The sequence below is a fragment of the Photorhabdus machadonis genome (genome assembly GCF_052657765.1).
Window position 1 is genome coordinate 5,050,566 of sequence record NZ_CP199761.1, and the last position, 16,396, is coordinate 5,066,961.

Genomic DNA, 16,396 nt, shown 5'->3' on the forward strand with positions numbered 1-16,396 from the left:
AGTAGCTTAGTTTTCACCTAGCCCAAGACGTTCACCAACATAAGATCCATCCTGAACCCTACGCCACCAATTTTCATTTTCCAGATACCATTGAACTGTTTTGCGAATCCCGGATTCGAAGGTTTCCTGTGGTTTCCAACCCAGCTCATGCTCAATTTTCGCAGCGTCAATGGCATAACGCATATCATGACCAGGACGATCTACGACATGAGTAATCAAGTCACGATAATAAGCAGTACCTGCTGGCTTCTCAGGGCAAAACTCTTCCAAAAGTTCACAAATGGCACGAACCACATCTATATTTTTGCGTTCATTATGACCACCAATATTATAGGTTTTACCCGGTTCAGCTTCTGTTACAACCAAATAAAGCGCTCTGGCGTGATCTTCCACGTACAACCAATCACGGATTTGCTTCCCTTCGCCGTATACCGGCAAAGATTTGCCTGCTAATGCATTCAAAATCATTAATGGGATCAATTTTTCCGGGAAGTGGTAAGGACCATAGTTATTTGAACAATTGGTAATAATTGCCGGCAAACCATAAGTACGGTGCCATGCTCTTACCAAATGGTCACTGGATGCCTTGGACGCTGAATATGGACTGCTTGGCGCATAAGGTGTCGTTTCAGTAAAGAAACCATCCTCACCATGCAAATCACCATACACTTCATCCGTTGAAATATGATGAAAACGAAAGGCAGCTTGTTTCTCTTTACTCAGTTTCTGCCAAAAAGCCCGGACAGCTTCCAATAAAGTATAGGTACCCACAATGTTGGTTTCGACAAATGCCGCAGGGCCATCAATAGAGCGATCTACATGGCTTTCTGCTGCTAGATGCATCACACAATCCGGCTGATACTGTTCAAAAACCCGATCCAGTGCTTCACGCTGACAAATATCAATCTGTTCAAACGCATAACGTGTGCTATCCGCAACAGAGTCAAGAGATTCCAGATTACCAGCATAAGTCAGGCTATCAACTACAACCACGCTGTCTTCTGTATTATCAATGATATGCCGCACAACAGCGGAACCAATAAAACCTGCTCCACCTGTGATTAGAATACGTCTCAACGCCAGACTCCTTTTGTATCCACAATCCATTTCTGTTTAATTTCACAACCACTTACAGCTTTAAACTGATTATGATCCACCAGCATCAACAAGATATCAGCTTCTTCCAACGCCTTTTCCAGGTTAATCAATCGAGTCATTCCTTCCAAGGAAGTAGGTAATTCATGGACATTAGGCTCTACAGCCAATGTCTCACCTGCATGCCATTGAGCAATCATACGAGTGATATGTACCGCTGGACTCTCACGTAAGTCATCAATATTTGGTTTAAATGCCAAGCCAAAGCAGGCGATTTTCACTTCGCTTGCACGCTTTCCACTTTCAGCCAGACAATCCGCAACAGCCGCTTTGACTTGATCCACAACCCACAATGGCTTGCTATCATTAACCAGACGTGCTGTATGGATAAGACGTGATTGTTCCAGGTTCTGGGAAACAATGAACCACGGGTCAACAGCAATACAATGCCCCCCCACTCCAGGGCCGGGTTGAAGAATATTTACACGGGGATGACGGTTTGCCAGACTGATAAGTTCCCACACATTGATGCCTTGTTCAGCACAAATCAGGGAAAGTTCGTTGGCGAATGCAATGTTCACATCCCGGAAACTGTTTTCTGTCAGCTTACACATTTCTGCTGTTCTTGAGTTCGTGATAACACATTCACCTTCAAGGAAGATTTTATACAGTTCACTGGCTCTGGCCGAAGATTTTGGCGTCATACCGCCAATAACGCGGTCATTTTTAATCAACTCGACCATAACTTGTCCTGGTAATACACGTTCAGGACAGTAAGCGATATCAATATCAGATTCATCTCCCACCTGTTGTGGGAACGTCAGATCAGGGCGCGCTGTCGCTAACCATTCTGCCATCTGCTCTGTCGCACCCACTGGCGAGGTAGATTCCAGAATAACCAGATCGCCTTTTTTCAGAACCCGCGCCACGGATTCAGCAGCAGAACAGACATATGTCATATTCGGCTCATGATCACCTTTAAAAGGAGTTGGAACAGCTATCAGAAAAGCATCTGCAGGTAACGGAGAAACCACTGCTTTCAGGTAACCACTTTCCACAGCGATTTTCACCACTTTGTCCAGATCCGGTTCTACAATATGAATTGCACCACGGTTAATAGTTTCTACCGCATGCTGGTTAACATCTACCCCGATCACTTTCTTATTATGGGATGCAAACGCTGCCGCAGTTGGCAAACCAATATAACCAAGACCGATAACTGATATAGTTTCAAAACTCATAGTGTCACCTGATTTTTTTCAAAGCGTCGAGAATACGTTGACAGGCATCGCCATTCCCGTAAGGATTATGAGCGCGGCTCATTTGCTGATAGGCAGCATCGTCTGTCAACAATCGAGTCACCTCCTCCACAATAGTTCTTGTTTCTGTCCCTACCAGACGTACCGTACCCGCATCCACCGCTTCTGGCCGTTCAGTAGTATTACGCATCACCAACACAGGTTTTCCTAAAGAAGGTGCTTCTTCCTGAATACCACCAGAATCCGTCAGGATCATATAGGCATGGTTCATCAAATAGACGAATGGTAAATAGTCCTGTGGTTCGATGAGAATGATGTTATCAATATCATGCAAAATACGCTTTACCGGCTCACTGACATTCGGGTTTAGATGAACCGGATAGACTATCTGTACTTCTGGATGGGTGCGGGCTATCTGTGCCAATGCTTCACAAATTCGCACAAATCCGCCACCAAAACTTTCACGACGATGACCCGTTACCAAGATCATTTTTTTATTAGTATCAATAAACGGGTAATGTTTCGCCAACTTATTCCGCATAGCTTCATCATTCATTATTCGATCACGTACCCACAACAACGCATCGATCACCGTATTACCCGTGACAAAAACTCGACTATCTGCAATTGATTCTTTCTGTAAATTCTTGCGGGAGTTTTCCGTCGGAGCAAAATGATACATTGCCAAATGCCCGGCAATTTTACGGTTTGCCTCTTCCGGCCAAGGGGAATAGAGATCACCGGTTCTTAGTCCAGCTTCAATATGACCAACAGGGATACGCTGATAGAACGCAGCCAAACTGGTCGCCATCGTTGTTGTGGTATCACCATGAACTAATACAACATCAGGCTTAAATTCTGTCAAAACGGGCTTCAACCCTTCCAGAATACGACATGTAATATCCGTTAAATCCTGCCCTGATTTCATAATATTGAGATCAAAATCGGGAGTGATCTCAAAAAGATGTAACACCTGATCCAACATTTCCCGATGTTGGGCGGTGACACATACTTTTGCTTCGAAGGCTTCATCCCTTGCCAATGCGTGTACCAACGGAGCCATCTTGATAGCTTCCGGCCGGGTACCAAACACAGTCAACACTTTCACAGTGACTCTCTTATTGGTCAGTAACTTGCAGACTTTCCTGCAAAAAATGCTCTTTAGTGCTATTTAGTCCTGCTCCTGGAGTTGCAAAAAATATCTCTGAGAAACAGTTATTCATATAATTATTTGATTATTTACGTGAACGTCGTATCAATGCCACGCCAGCACCAACCAAGGCACCCACTGCGCCCCACATGATCATCAAAAACACTCTGCGAGGACTGTCTCTGGCAACAGGTTCCTCTGGGGTTCTCAAATAGCGGTAAGTCTGGAATTGATCCTGTAATGTCGGGCCAACATTTAACGTCGCTAACATTGCAATATTCTGGTCATAATCCATATCATAGTTGGGGCCTGTCGCTTCCAAAGTTTCAAGTTGAGCCTGTAACAACGGCGCACCTAACATAAACATTTTTGAATCAGGTAATTGATCCATCGGAGTATCAGTTTGATTACGTCGAATCCCCTGTTTTTCCGCAACTTTCAGCGATTGCTGCAACACGTTCATTTCTCGGTTATAAACCGTTTTAGCGACCATTTCTTGGCGCATAACCAATGCCTTCATAGATTGGGTGCGGGTAGCCCACGCATCTTTTACTTCATCATTCAAATGAGTGCTGGCGCGACTGTTAGCAAAAGCAATGTACTGACGCAAGAGTTGATTTGCTTGTGCAGAAGACTCTGCTGTCAGTTTAATACTGTCATTCAACACTTTTTTATCATCATGAGGAATGAACTGAATATTGTTGATTAGCTCATCTAATAAGGCCGCATCAACTCTGACATCACCTTCCCGATGCTGCTTGTAATAATCAGATTTTAACCAGAATTCACGGCGAGTATCATATGCCGCGACCTGAGTAACAAATTCCTTATAAGCTTCTTCCGGAATAGACGATAACTGAGTTTCCGGTGAAATGTTAATGTGAGTATCCAAATTGCGCAAAAACTGCTGCTGAGAGTAATAGCTCCCCAAATGACTAGTGGTAGGCAAGTCAGTAGTAGCCATTGCACTCCATTTTTGTTGCATCAGATATGTCACACCAAGAGCTATAGCAGCGAAAATAACTGTCAGTACGACAATCCATATCTTTCCGCGCCAGAGAGCACTGCACAAGGCTCTGATATCCAGCTCATGTTCCAGAGCTTGTTCATCCTGAATGGATTTCGTTTCTGATTTTATCACTGCACAAAACCTCTGTTAGATAGATGTTTAATGGTTAACTGAACGGCGCATACGACGTTTTTGCCGTTTGATGAAACGAGCCACCCGCCATGCGTGCTTGATGCAATAGCCATACAACATAAATGCAAGCAAAAAAAGTGCCAACATTACCCATTCGGGCACAAACTCCAACCATTCCCCAGTAATTCCAATAGCAGCGAATAAAGCTGCGGCAACAGTAATCAAAATAAATGCCTGACGTGATGAGAATCCAGCCCGCATAATCAGATGATGAATATGTTGTCTGTCAGGAGAAAATGGGCTCATCCCTTTACGTAACCGACGGTACATAATGGCAATCATATCCATTAATGGAATGGCAATAATCCATAATGCAGTCACTGGATTAACAGGGTGCTCATTCCCCTGAGTAGATTCAATAAGCAACCAGATAATTGTAAAACCAATCAATGTACTGCCTGCGTCCCCCATAAACACTTTGAAACGCTGGCTCAATAAACCAAGATTAAAAATAATATAAGGGAGAATGGCAGCAATAAATGCAAAACACCATAATGCCAGTGCAGTGTTACCACTTTGATATAGTAAAATCCCCAAGGCTCCGAAAGAGACGCAGGATAACCCACCCAATAATCCATCTATTCCATCAACCATATTGAATGCATTGATGGCCGCCCAGACAGCAAATAAAGTCACAACATAACTGAACGGCCCAAGTGTCATGTCCCAAGGACCAAAAGCATAACCAAGACTATTTAATTTCAGGCCAGCAAAATACATCATCGCAATACCAACCAGAGCCTGGATAGTTGCCCGGATCTTAACGCTGATGTCAAAACGGTCATCCAACGCACCGATAAATACCAGCACACCGGCACAAACCAAATATAACCACTTGTGAGGAATAAATTCTTTAGTGATAACAAAAGCAAAACAAACCCCGGTAAATACTGATATTCCTCCAACCAGAGGCACCAATCCCTGATGACACTTACGATAATTGGGTTTATCAACGAGACCGATTTTCTTAGCTACTTTGCGCGCTATAAACAAAAACGCAAACGAAAATAGAAAAACGCAAAAAACTTCGATATCCATACTGAAAATATTCACGATAACAACTCTCTGTAAAAATAAAGACACCCTGGTTATTTATTATCCAAAACCCAATTCCACAGGCACACCAGCTTGCGAAGACACTGTTTTATTATGGAAAAGTTAATGACCTTTATATCATTTTTGTGACATTTCATTTTAAATAGACGGCAGTATATGAAATGTGTGCAAAATACATACCATATTTACATAACATCATAATCGTGGATGCAAAAAACGCCACGAAATCGTGGCGCTTATTAAAATCATCGTAAAGTGAGTTAGAAACTACGAACGTTTCATCATGTCAAAGAAATCGTCGTTTGTTTTGCTCATAGCCAACTTATTGATAAGGAATTCCATCGCATCAATTTCTCCCATCGGGTGAATAATTTTGCGCAGAATCCACATTTTCTGTAGCTCTTCAGTCGTGGTGAGTAGATTTTCTTTACGTGTACCAGAACGGTTGTAATCGATAGCCGGGAAAACACGTTTTTCAGCAATTTTACGGGAGAGGAGCAACTCCATGTTACCAGTGCCTTTGAACTCTTCGTAAATCACTTCATCCATCTTGGAGCCCGTATCCACCAACGCAGTCGCAATAATGGTCAGACTTCCACCCTCTTCCACATTACGTGCAGCACCAAAGAAACGTTTTGGGCGATGTAACGCATTAGCATCTACACCACCGGTCAGTACCTTGCCGGATGCAGGGACAACCGTGTTATAAGCACGAGCCAAGCGGGTAATAGAATCAAGCAGGATAATAACGTCTTTTTTATGTTCAACTAGGCGTTTTGCTTTCTCAATGACCATTTCTGCCACCTGAACGTGACGAGAAGCAGGTTCATCAAAAGTAGAAGCAATAACTTCACCTTTCACCAGACGTTGCATTTCGGTTACTTCTTCTGGACGTTCATCAATCAGAAGTACCATCAATACACAATCTGGATGATTGTGAGCAATGTTAGCAGCAATATTTTGCAGCAACATGGTTTTACCCGCTTTTGGTGGAGCGACGATAAGACCACGCTGTCCACGTCCAATCGGTGCAGCCAGATCCAGAACACGGGCAGTCAGATCCTCAGTGGAACCATTACCACGCTCCATACGCAGGCGATTATTGGCATGCAAAGGAGTTAAGTTTTCAAAAAGGATTTTGCTACGGGCATTTTCTGGTTTATCAAAGTTAACTTCGTTAACTTTCAACAGTGCAAAATAGCGTTCACCTTCTTTAGGTGGGCGGATTTTACCTGAAATGGTGTCACCGGTACGGAGGTTAAAACGGCGGATTTGGCTGGGAGAAACGTAGATATCATCGGGACCGGCAAGGTAGGAGCTGTCTGCTGAACGGAGAAATCCAAATCCATCCTGCAATATCTCCAGCACACCGTCACCGAAGATATCTTCTCCACTTTTCGCATGCTGCTTAAGGATAGAGAAGATAATATCTTGTTTACGCATACGGGCCAGACTTTCCAGCCCCATCTTTTCGCCGAGTGTAATCAGTTCAGATACCGGCGTATTCTTTAATTCGGTAAGATTCATAATGGTGGGTTCTTAAACTCGGGGTATATCTCGAACTATGAACGTGAATAGTATGGCAGCGTCATCGGTGCCTGTTTATTTTGTACAAAAAACAAATAAAACCTTTAATACATTATTCATATAAAAAGGTAGTAATTTGAAGTACTAAGATTGAGCTCAAATAAGACTGACAGGCTGTCAAAAACGCTGTTGAGATAATGCTGAAACATTACTGATTTCTAAAAAAACTATCTCAACGTAACGAGCTATACGCCAGATTATTCCCGTATAACCCATTGGATATTTTAGACTATCCAGAGATAACAGACTTATCAGACACTACAGATTGTTCAGTATGCAACATACATCAAACAGATGTATGTGATACAAGCAGTGGCGCTAACTTATCACGCTTCTTTACGGACGTCTAGCGGTCAATGAAATAAATAATAGTATACGCTAAACGTCCGGTATTAATGTGATCTTACTTCAATCAGAGGTTGGCATCCAAAAATTCTTTCAATTGAGTTTTTGACAGTGCTCCCACTTTGGTAGCAGCAACTTGACCGTCTTTAAACAGTAACAGCGTAGGAATACCACGGATACCAAACTTAGGAGCAGTTGCCGGATTGTCATCAATGTTCAGTTTAGCAATCGTCAGTTTACCTGAATATTCTAGGGCAATTTCATCTAAGATAGGTGCAATCATTTTACATGGTCCACACCAGGCAGCCCAAAAATCGACAAGAACCGGGCCAGCAGCTTTAAGCACATCAATATCAAAGCTAGCATCACTCAAATGAATAATTTTATCGCTCATTTTTTACTCCAAAGAATAATTTTTTACCATGCTAGTGTAACATTACTGGCATAAGCTTGCCTTTATTTCAGTGGATACACTTTCGTAAAACAATGGTTAACTGATATTCTACCACACTATGAGTAAAACACACCTGACAGAAAAGAAGTTTTCCGACTTCGCCTTGCACCCCAAGGTCATAGAAGCTCTTGATAACAAGGGTTTTTCTAATTGTACGCCGATACAGGCACTGACATTACCTTTCACTGTCGAAGGTCGTGATGTCGCGGGGCAAGCGCAAACCGGTACTGGGAAGACGTTAGCATTTTTGGCGTCTGCTTTTCATTATTTACTGACTCATCCCGCAGCGAAGGAGCGTCAGACCAATCAGCCAAGAGCGCTGATTATGGCTCCTACCCGCGAACTGGCTGTACAGATTTACTCTGATGCAGAAGATCTGGCACAGGCAACCGGATTAAGGATGGGCCTTGCCTATGGCGGTGACGGTTACGACAAGCAGCTGAAAGTGCTGGAATCCGGTGTTGATATTCTTATCGGCACAACCGGACGTTTGATTGACTATGCCAAACAAGAGCATATCAACCTGAATGCAATTCAGGTTATCGTTCTTGATGAAGCTGATCGTATGTACGATCTGGGTTTTATCAAAGATATTCGCTGGCTATTCCGTCGGATGCCTCCTGCAAATGAGCGCATGAACCTGCTGTTTTCTGCCACCCTCTCTTACCGGGTCCGGGAACTGGCATTTGAGCAAATGAATCATGCAGAATATGTAGAGGTGGAACCGTTACAGAAAACAGGGCACCGCATCCGCGAAGAGTTGTTTTATCCCTCTAATGAAGAGAAGATGCGTCTGCTTCAAACGTTATTGGAAGAAGAGTGGCCTGATCGCTGCATTATTTTCGCCAATACAAAACATCGTTGTGAAGATATCTGGGCGCATCTGGCTGCTGACGGGCATCGGGTTGGTCTGCTAACCGGTGATGTGGCACAGAAAAAACGATTACGCATTCTGGAAGAATTCAGCAACGGCAACATTGATATTTTAGTTGCAACTGATGTAGCAGCCCGCGGATTGCATATTCCTTCCGTAACCCATGTTTTTAACTATGACTTACCCGATGACTGCGAAGATTATGTTCACCGCATTGGCCGTACTGGTCGTGCAGGTGAAAGTGGTCACTCAATCAGCCTGGCCTGTGAAGAATATGCTCTGAACCTGCCTGCGATTGAAGATTATATTCAGCACAACATTCCTGTCAGCAAATATAACAGTCATGCATTGCTGAAAGATTTACCGGTTCCTAAACGCCGCCACCGTTCGCGTTCAGGGAACCACCAACGCCGTAATAATTTATCGCATCGCAATAATACACCACGTAATAACCATAAACGTTCAGGCTGAATTAAATGATGCTGAGTTCTTCTTCGCTCTATGCGGCTATCGACTTGGGTTCAAACAGTTTCCATATGCTGGTTGTGCGTGAAATATCCGGCAGTATTCAGATACTGGCACGAATCAAACGTAAAGTAAGACTGGCCACAGGACTGGATAAAAATAACCACCTATCTCCACAGGCAATGGAGCGAGGTTGGCAATGTCTCAGGATTTTTTCTGAACGCTTACAGGATATACCACCATCACAAATCCGCGTTGTTGCTACAGCAGCTTTGCGTATCGCCGAAAATTCAGGTGAATTTGTGAAAAAAGCATCAAAAATCCTGGGTTGCCCGGTTACAGTAATCAGCGGCGAAGATGAAGCTCGGCTTATTTATCAAGGTATTGCCCACACAACCGGTGGCCCTGAAAAACGTTTAGTTGTAGATATTGGCGGGGCAAGTACCGAACTGGTCACTGGAAATGGGGCAAAAACCACCCAGTTATCCAGCCTGAGTATGGGCTGTGTTACCTGGCTTGAATGCTACTTTCATGACCGGAGCCTAACGGAAGAAAATTTTGCCAAAGCCGAAACAGCCGCACATGAAACGCTGAAAGCTATTGCGCCAAGGCTTATCGAACAAGGCTGGCAAATTTGTGTCGGAGCTTCCGGCACCGTTCAGGCTCTGCAAGAAATCATGATTGCTCAGGGTATGGATGAGCTGATCACGTTGCCAAAACTCCAGGAACTCAAACATAAAGCAATTGAATGCGGTAAGCTGGAAGAGCTGGAAATAGAGGGATTGACGCTGGAGCGGGCTCTGGTTTTCCCAAGTGGTCTTGCCATCTTGATAGCTATTTTTCAGGCATTAAATATTAAAAGCATGATCCTTGCGGGCGGCGCTTTACGGGAAGGTCTTGTCTACGGCATGCTGGATTTACCGATAGAACAAGATATTCGCACCAGAACCCTACGTAATATCCAACGTCGCTTTCAGTTGGATGCAGAACAGTCTCAACGAGTCAAACAATTAGCTGAACACTTCTTACAACAAATTGCTAAGCCTTGGGAGCTGGATAGCCGATGTCATGACTTATTACAGAGTGCTTGCCTGATACATGAAATTGGGCTGAGTGTTGATTTCCATCAAGCCCCATCACACGCAGCCTACCTTATCAATTACCTCGATCTCCCTGGCTATACTCCTGCACAGAAAAAACTATTAGCCACACTGCTGAAGAACCAAAGTGGCACGATTGATTTGATTTCCTTCAGTCAACAAAACGCTTTGCCTCTGATACAAATTCAACGTTTATGCCGCCTGTTGCGGTTAGCTATCATATTCACCAGCCATCGCCGAGATAACACACTTCCTGCTCTGGGTTTAAAAGTGAGTGGAGAAGCGCTGATGGTAATACTGCCTCATGGCTGGCTAATGCAACACCCTCTGCGGGCAGAATCTTTACAGCAGGAAATTCAGTGGCAAAGTCATGTTCAATGGCCACTTGTTTTGGAAGAACAGATTAATTAAAACCTAAACTCAATCATTTTCCCTGTATCTCTGTGATACAAGGCGTCTTTAATATACTTATTGCTTATTTTTTTGCCCAAGGCCTAAACGCGACTTGATATCCGCAATACGCGACTGCCCTTTTTGCATTCTCTCTTCAGCAGTAATGATTTTTTTATCTTGCGGCCAATGTAAGTCATCTTGGGGCAACTCATGTAAAAAACGGCTGGGTTCAGGACGGATTAATTCACCATATTGGCGACGCTCTTTACATAAAGTAAAAAATAACTCCCGTTGAGCACGAGTGATTCCCACATAAGCCAATCGTCGTTCTTCATCAATATTTTCTTCATCAATACTGCTCTGATGAGGTAACAGACCTTCTTCCATTCCGACCAAAAATACATAGGGAAACTCTAATCCTTTAGAGGCATGCAGAGTCATCAATTGCACCTGATCAAACTCTTCACCCTCTTCACCCCGCTCCAGCATATCCCGCAATGTGAAACGCGTAACAACCTGAGATAAAGTCATTGGTTCGTTCAGTTCATCACCCTCCAGCATTTCACTCATCCAAGTAAATAGCTGATTAATATTTTTCATCCGCATTTCAGCAGCTTTCGGGCTTAGTGATGTCTCGTATAACCAACTTTCATAATCCATACCACGCAGCAAATCACGCACCGCCAGCAAAGGTTCCTGCTCAACCTGACGGGCTATTTCATCCATCCAGTGGGTAAAACGCTGTAGTGCTGCCAACCCACGACCAGTTAGGCTTTGTTCCAAACCAAAATCAAAACTGGCCTGATAGAGGCTTTTATTACGCTGATTCGCCCACTCACCCAGTTTTTGAATTGTCGCCGCACCAATTTCACGTCTTGGCGTATTCACAATCCGCAGGAATGCGCTGTCATCCTCAGGATTAGTCAACACCCGCAAATAAGCCAGCAGATCTTTAATTTCAGGGCGGGCAAAGAAAGAAGTACCACCAGAAATCCGGTAAGGAATTCGGTTTTGCATCAGCATTTTTTCAAACGCCCGGGATTGATGATTTCCCCGATAGAGAATAGCGTAGTCTTGATATTGGGTTTTATTGATAAAGTGATGTGCAATCAGTTCCCCGACAACCTTTTCCGCTTCATGTTCTTCATTATTAGCCATAATGACTTTCAGCGGATCACCATAACCCAGTTCAGAAAAAAGCCGCTTTTCAAACACATGAGGATTATTAGCAATCAAAATATTAGCCGCTTTCAGAATACAACCAGAAGAACGATAGTTTTGCTCTAGTTTGATCACATTAAGCTTCGGGAAATCCTCTTTCAATAACACCAGATTTTGTGGTCTTGCGCCACGCCATGAATAGATCGACTGGTCATCATCACCCACTACCGTAAAACGGGCCCTTTGCCCCACCAGCAATTTAACCAGTTGATATTGACTGGTATTGGTATCCTGATATTCATCTACCAACAAATAACGGATACGATTTTGCCAACGTTCTCTTACCTCTTCATCACGTTGTATCAGCAATGTCGGTTTGGTAATCAGATCGTCAAAATCCAATACATTACAGCTCGCCAAGTGCAAATCATAACGGCGATAACATTCAGCAAACTGATGCTCTTGAGCAGAACGGGCTAATGCTGTAGCTTGTGGCGGAGAAAGTAGATCATTTTTCCAGTTCGAAATAGAAGAGATCAGTTTTTGTAGCAAATCTTTATCTTCTTCCAGTAAATCAGCTGTCAAATCTTTCAACAGAGCCATCTGGTCCTGATCATCAAACAATGAGAAATTGCTTTTCATTCCCAACGCTTTGTACTCGCGCTTAATGATTTCCAATCCCAGAGTATGGAAAGTAGAGATCATCAACCCCTTAGCCTCTTTGCGTCCCAGCGTTTGCGCTACACGCTCTTTCATTTCCCGGGCGGCTTTATTCGTAAAAGTCACAGCAGCGATATGACGAGACTGATAACCACAAATACGAATAAGATGGGCAATCTTATTCGTGATCACTCTGGTTTTGCCAGAACCGGCCCCCGCCAGAACCAGACAAGGACCGGTAACACATTCAACTGCTTGTTGTTGGCTGGGATTTAATCGCATGATGTTTAATGAGTTATATCAGGACAGTGCTTCAGGGGCTGGAATTGTAGCAGAAAGAGAGAGAGGAAACGCCGTTTTCTTTAATAAGGAGAAGAACCCCCACAGGTCGATAATAGTCACTTACTACTCAGAACTTGTACACACTTCATCTCAGCAACTATTTCTGATTAAATTTAAAAGGGGAAATTGCTCCCCCTTTATCTTTAACTCAATCTGATATTAACCACCAACAGAAATACGCTTCATATCTGTCATATAACCACGTAATACACCGCCAACGACTTCAATTGGATGGTTACGAATAGCTTCATTAACATCACGTAACTGGGCGTTATCAATACCATTATCAGCAACAGGCTTACCTAAATCACCTGCCTGTAGTGAATCCATAAACTTCTCCTTCAGCAATGGAACCGCAACATGGGAGAACAAATAGTTACCATATTCGGCGGTATCAGAAATAACCACATTCATTTCATACAAACGCTTACGAGAGATTGTATTCGCAATCAACGGCAATTCATGCAGAGATTCATAATAGGCAGATTCAGCAATAATACCGGTATCAACCATAATCTCGAATGCCAGTTCAACCCCGGCTTTCACCATAGCGACCATTAAAACACCGTGATCAAAGTACTCCTGCTCACTGATTTTGCCATCATATTGCGGTGAATTTTCAAACTGAGTGTTCCCGGTTTCCTCACGCCAACCTAACAGATTCTTATCATCATTAGCCCAGTCAGCCATCATACCGGAAGAGAATTCACCCGAAATAATATCATCCATATGTTTCTGGAACAGTGGTGTCATGATCTCTTTCAACTGCTCAGACAACACATATGCACGCAATTTTGCCGAGTTAGACAAACGATCCATCATCAAGGTAATGCCACCTTGTTTCAGTGCTTCCGTGATGGTTTCCCAACCAAACTGGATCAGCTTTCCTGCATAACCTGATTCAGCGCCATCTGCTACCAGCTTGTCATAACACAACAATGAACCAGCCTGTAGCATACCGCACAGAATGGTTTGTTCACCCATCAAGTCAGATTTCACTTCAGCAACGAAAGAAGATTCCAAAACGCCAGCACGATGACCACCCGTTGCCGCTGCCCACGCCTTAGCAATCGCCATACCTTCACCTTTAGGATCGTTTTCTGGGTGAACCGCGATCAAAGTAGGGACACCAAAACCACGTTTGTATTCTTCACGTACTTCAGTACCAGGGCACTTAGGCGCTGCCATCACAACAGTGATGTCTTTACGGATTTGCTCACCAACTTCAACGATATTGAAACCGTGAGAGTAACCCAGCGCAGCACCTTCTTTCATCAAGGGTTGCACTGCGTGAACAACATAAGAGTGCTGTTTATCTGGCGTCAGGTTGATGACAAAATCAGCCTGCGGGATCAACTCTTCATAAGTACCAACCTGAAAACCATTTTCGGTTGCTTTACGCCATGAAGCTCGTTTTTCTTCGATCGCTTCTTTACGCAAGGCATAAGCGATATCCAAACCGGAGTCACGCATGTTCAGGCCCTGATTCAGCCCTTGTGCACCGCAACCGACGATGACCACTTTTTTACCTTTTAAATATCCTGCCTCATCAACAAACTCTTCCCGCGCCATAAAACGACATTTACCTAACTGTGCCAACTGCTGACGCAAGTTCAGCGTATTAAAATAATTAGCCATTAGTGACTCCGTTATCATGTTGTGTTCAGCAATCAAGTGCTGCGACTATTTTTTAGATTTCCCCACCCTGTTAGGGTGGTTGCATATTTTCAATATATGACATGAAAGGCATTGCTTAAATTGATATATTAACAATACTACATTGCATTTTATGCAACACTGATTATTAGGCAGAAATAAGGTGAATAGACTATGGATATACGTGATCTCAAACTGTTTCTGCATCTGGCTGAAAGCTGTCATTTTGGCCGCACAGCAAAAGCAATGCACGTCAGTCCATCCACCCTATCCCGCCAAGTCCAGCGTATTGAAGATATATTGGGGCATTCATTACTCTTACGGGATAATCGCACCGTAAAGCTGACGTTTGCCGGCGAGCAATTTAAACAGTTCTCCCAACAGACACTATTACAATATCAGCAGCTACAGCACTCATTAAATCAGCAAAATCCCTCTCTAAGTGGTGAATTACGCCTGTTTTGTTCAGTAACTGCGGCTTACAGTCATTTACCACAGATCCTTGATCGTTTCCGTGCAGAACATCCTCTAGTTGAAATCAAACTCACTACCGGTGATGCCGCAGATGCAGTCAATAAGATACAGTCTAATGATGCCGATTTAGGTATCGCCGGTAAGCCAGAAAAATTGCCAGATAATGTTAGTTTCACCAAAATCGGTGAAGTACCGTTGGTACTGATCGCGCCTTCCCTTCCCTGTACTGTACGGGCACTCGCTACACAAGAGCACCCCGACTGGAATAACATTCCCTTTATTCTGCCGGAGCACGGCCCTTCACGTAAGCGCATTGAGTTCTGGTTTCGCCACCATAAAATTAACAACCCATTGATTTACGCTACAGTGTCCGGTCACGAAGCCATTGTTTCTATGGTTGCATTGGGTTGTGGCGTTGCATTAATTCCCAATGTAGTTGTAGAGAACAGCCCCGAACCAGTACGCAATCGCATATCGTTACTGGACAATATTTCTCTGGTGAAGCCGTTCGAATTGGGTATATGTGTACAGAGAAAACGACTGAATGAACCCTTGATCAAAGCGTTTTGGGAGTTGTTATAAGAAACCGCATTAGCAGGTGTTTTTGTTCATTACAAGTCTGATATCACCCACTTTTAGCATTATGTCAATATACTTATGATTCATGTGACATAATTCACAAAGAACACAAAAAAATAACCATATTGTTTTCATGATAATATGTTTACTATAAGTTATAAGTAATCAATAATAATTATATGAAAAGATTAATTCCTCATTGAATTTTTGGTCATTAATTAGGTTACTAAAAAAATACTTTTAATTATATCAATTGAATAACAGCCATTTAACTCTGATAAATGCAGGAATTTTTAAAATTAGCTAATAAAAACAACAACATTAAATATTCCACCGGCTAAGAACAAAGTGGAAAAAGATTCTTTTTCCATGTCATATCAACATCTTATAATAATGAAATAATTTCTTACTGAGTATTACAGGAGGTATTTTAAATTTCATAGAAAGCAGTTAATAATATTTCTACGATATAGTTACCAATAATAATCACTTAAGATTTAATTTAATTGAAAATAATATCATTAATTTATCATAATTATATAAAA

12 protein-coding genes are annotated in these 16,396 nt (G+C 42.9%); 3 read left to right on the top strand and 9 right to left on the bottom strand.

Annotated features, from left to right (window positions below; translation table 11 throughout):
* Positions 1–6: 6 nt before the first annotated feature.
* From rffG to trxA, 7 genes are all read right to left on the bottom strand, one after another.
* Complete coding sequence (rffG, locus tag ACUN2T_RS24270) at positions 7–1,077, bottom strand: dTDP-glucose 4,6-dehydratase (RefSeq protein WP_445495457.1); 1,071 nt, start codon at positions 1,075–1,077, stop codon at positions 7–9.
* Positions 1,074–2,336: a UDP-N-acetyl-D-mannosamine dehydrogenase gene (gene wecC / locus ACUN2T_RS24275; protein WP_445495458.1), complete on the bottom strand. Its 1,263-nt coding sequence runs from the start codon at positions 2,334–2,336 to the stop codon at positions 1,074–1,076. The genes rffG and wecC overlap by 4 nt, the downstream gene beginning before the upstream one ends.
* A 4-nt stretch (positions 2,337–2,340) precedes the next feature.
* Complete coding sequence (gene wecB, locus ACUN2T_RS24280; RefSeq protein ID WP_445495459.1) at positions 2,341–3,462, bottom strand: non-hydrolyzing UDP-N-acetylglucosamine 2-epimerase; 1,122 nt, start codon at positions 3,460–3,462, stop codon at positions 2,341–2,343.
* Positions 3,463–3,589: 127 nt separating this feature from the next.
* Positions 3,590–4,645 carry an ECA polysaccharide chain length modulation protein gene (wzzE, locus tag ACUN2T_RS24285; RefSeq protein WP_445495460.1) on the bottom strand — a complete coding sequence of 352 codons (1,056 nt, stop codon included), beginning with the start codon at positions 4,643–4,645 and terminating at the stop codon, positions 3,590–3,592.
* A 27-nt stretch (positions 4,646–4,672) separates the two neighbouring features.
* Complete coding sequence (wecA, locus tag ACUN2T_RS24290; protein WP_445497974.1) at positions 4,673–5,743, bottom strand: UDP-N-acetylglucosamine--undecaprenyl-phosphate N-acetylglucosaminephosphotransferase; 1,071 nt, start codon at positions 5,741–5,743, stop codon at positions 4,673–4,675.
* A gap of 285 nt (positions 5,744–6,028) precedes the next feature.
* Positions 6,029–7,288 carry a transcription termination factor Rho gene (rho, locus tag ACUN2T_RS24295; RefSeq protein ID WP_023043607.1) on the bottom strand — a complete coding sequence of 420 codons (1,260 nt, stop codon included), beginning with the start codon at positions 7,286–7,288 and terminating at the stop codon, positions 6,029–6,031.
* A 472-nt stretch (positions 7,289–7,760) separates the two neighbouring features.
* Positions 7,761–8,087 (bottom strand): thioredoxin TrxA, encoded by a 327-nt coding sequence (gene trxA / locus ACUN2T_RS24300; RefSeq protein WP_445495461.1) that lies wholly within the window; start codon positions 8,085–8,087, stop codon positions 7,761–7,763.
* A 118-nt stretch (positions 8,088–8,205) separates the two neighbouring features.
* Here trxA and rhlB point away from each other — a divergent pair, with 118 nt between their 5' ends.
* Both rhlB and gppA read left to right on the top strand, forming a co-directional pair.
* Positions 8,206–9,492, top strand: coding sequence for an ATP-dependent RNA helicase RhlB (gene rhlB, locus ACUN2T_RS24305; RefSeq protein WP_445495462.1), 1,287 nt, complete (start codon positions 8,206–8,208; stop codon positions 9,490–9,492).
* 8 nt (positions 9,493–9,500) lie between these two features.
* Positions 9,501–10,997, top strand: coding sequence for a guanosine-5'-triphosphate,3'-diphosphate diphosphatase (gene gppA, locus ACUN2T_RS24310; protein ID WP_445497975.1), 1,497 nt, complete (start codon positions 9,501–9,503; stop codon positions 10,995–10,997).
* Positions 10,998–11,054: 57 nt separating this feature from the next.
* On the opposite strand, the gene rep is transcribed toward gppA, so the two are convergent.
* Positions 11,055–13,082, bottom strand: coding sequence for a DNA helicase Rep (gene rep, locus ACUN2T_RS24315; protein ID WP_445495463.1), 2,028 nt, complete (start codon positions 13,080–13,082; stop codon positions 11,055–11,057).
* 219 nt (positions 13,083–13,301) lie between these two features.
* Positions 13,302–14,780 carry a ketol-acid reductoisomerase gene (ilvC, locus tag ACUN2T_RS24320; protein ID WP_445495464.1) on the bottom strand — a complete coding sequence of 493 codons (1,479 nt, stop codon included), beginning with the start codon at positions 14,778–14,780 and terminating at the stop codon, positions 13,302–13,304.
* A 192-nt stretch (positions 14,781–14,972) separates the two neighbouring features.
* On the opposite strand from ilvC, the gene ilvY reads away from it, so the two are divergent.
* Entirely contained in the window at positions 14,973–15,854 is an 882-nt protein-coding gene (gene ilvY / locus ACUN2T_RS24325) for an HTH-type transcriptional activator IlvY (RefSeq protein ID WP_445495465.1), read from the top strand.
* Positions 15,855–16,396 lie beyond the last annotated feature (542 nt).

Coding starts and splice junctions, on each gene's coding strand:
- wecC (WP_445495458.1), bottom strand. CDS start 2,336: ATGAGTTTTGAAACTATATCAGTTATCGGTCTTGGTTATATTGGTTTG.
- wecA (WP_445497974.1), bottom strand. CDS start 5,743: ATGGATATCGAAGTTTTTTGCGTTTTTCTATTTTCGTTTGCGTTTTTG.
- rho (WP_023043607.1), bottom strand. CDS start 7,288: ATGAATCTTACCGAATTAAAGAATACGCCGGTATCTGAACTGATTACA.
- trxA (WP_445495461.1), bottom strand. CDS start 8,087: ATGAGCGATAAAATTATTCATTTGAGTGATGCTAGCTTTGATATTGAT.
- rhlB (WP_445495462.1), top strand. CDS start 8,206: ATGAGTAAAACACACCTGACAGAAAAGAAGTTTTCCGACTTCGCCTTG.
- gppA (WP_445497975.1), top strand. CDS start 9,501: ATGCTGAGTTCTTCTTCGCTCTATGCGGCTATCGACTTGGGTTCAAAC.
- rep (WP_445495463.1), bottom strand. CDS start 13,082: ATGCGATTAAATCCCAGCCAACAACAAGCAGTTGAATGTGTTACCGGT.
- ilvC (WP_445495464.1), bottom strand. CDS start 14,780: ATGGCTAATTATTTTAATACGCTGAACTTGCGTCAGCAGTTGGCACAG.
- ilvY (WP_445495465.1), top strand. CDS start 14,973: ATGGATATACGTGATCTCAAACTGTTTCTGCATCTGGCTGAAAGCTGT.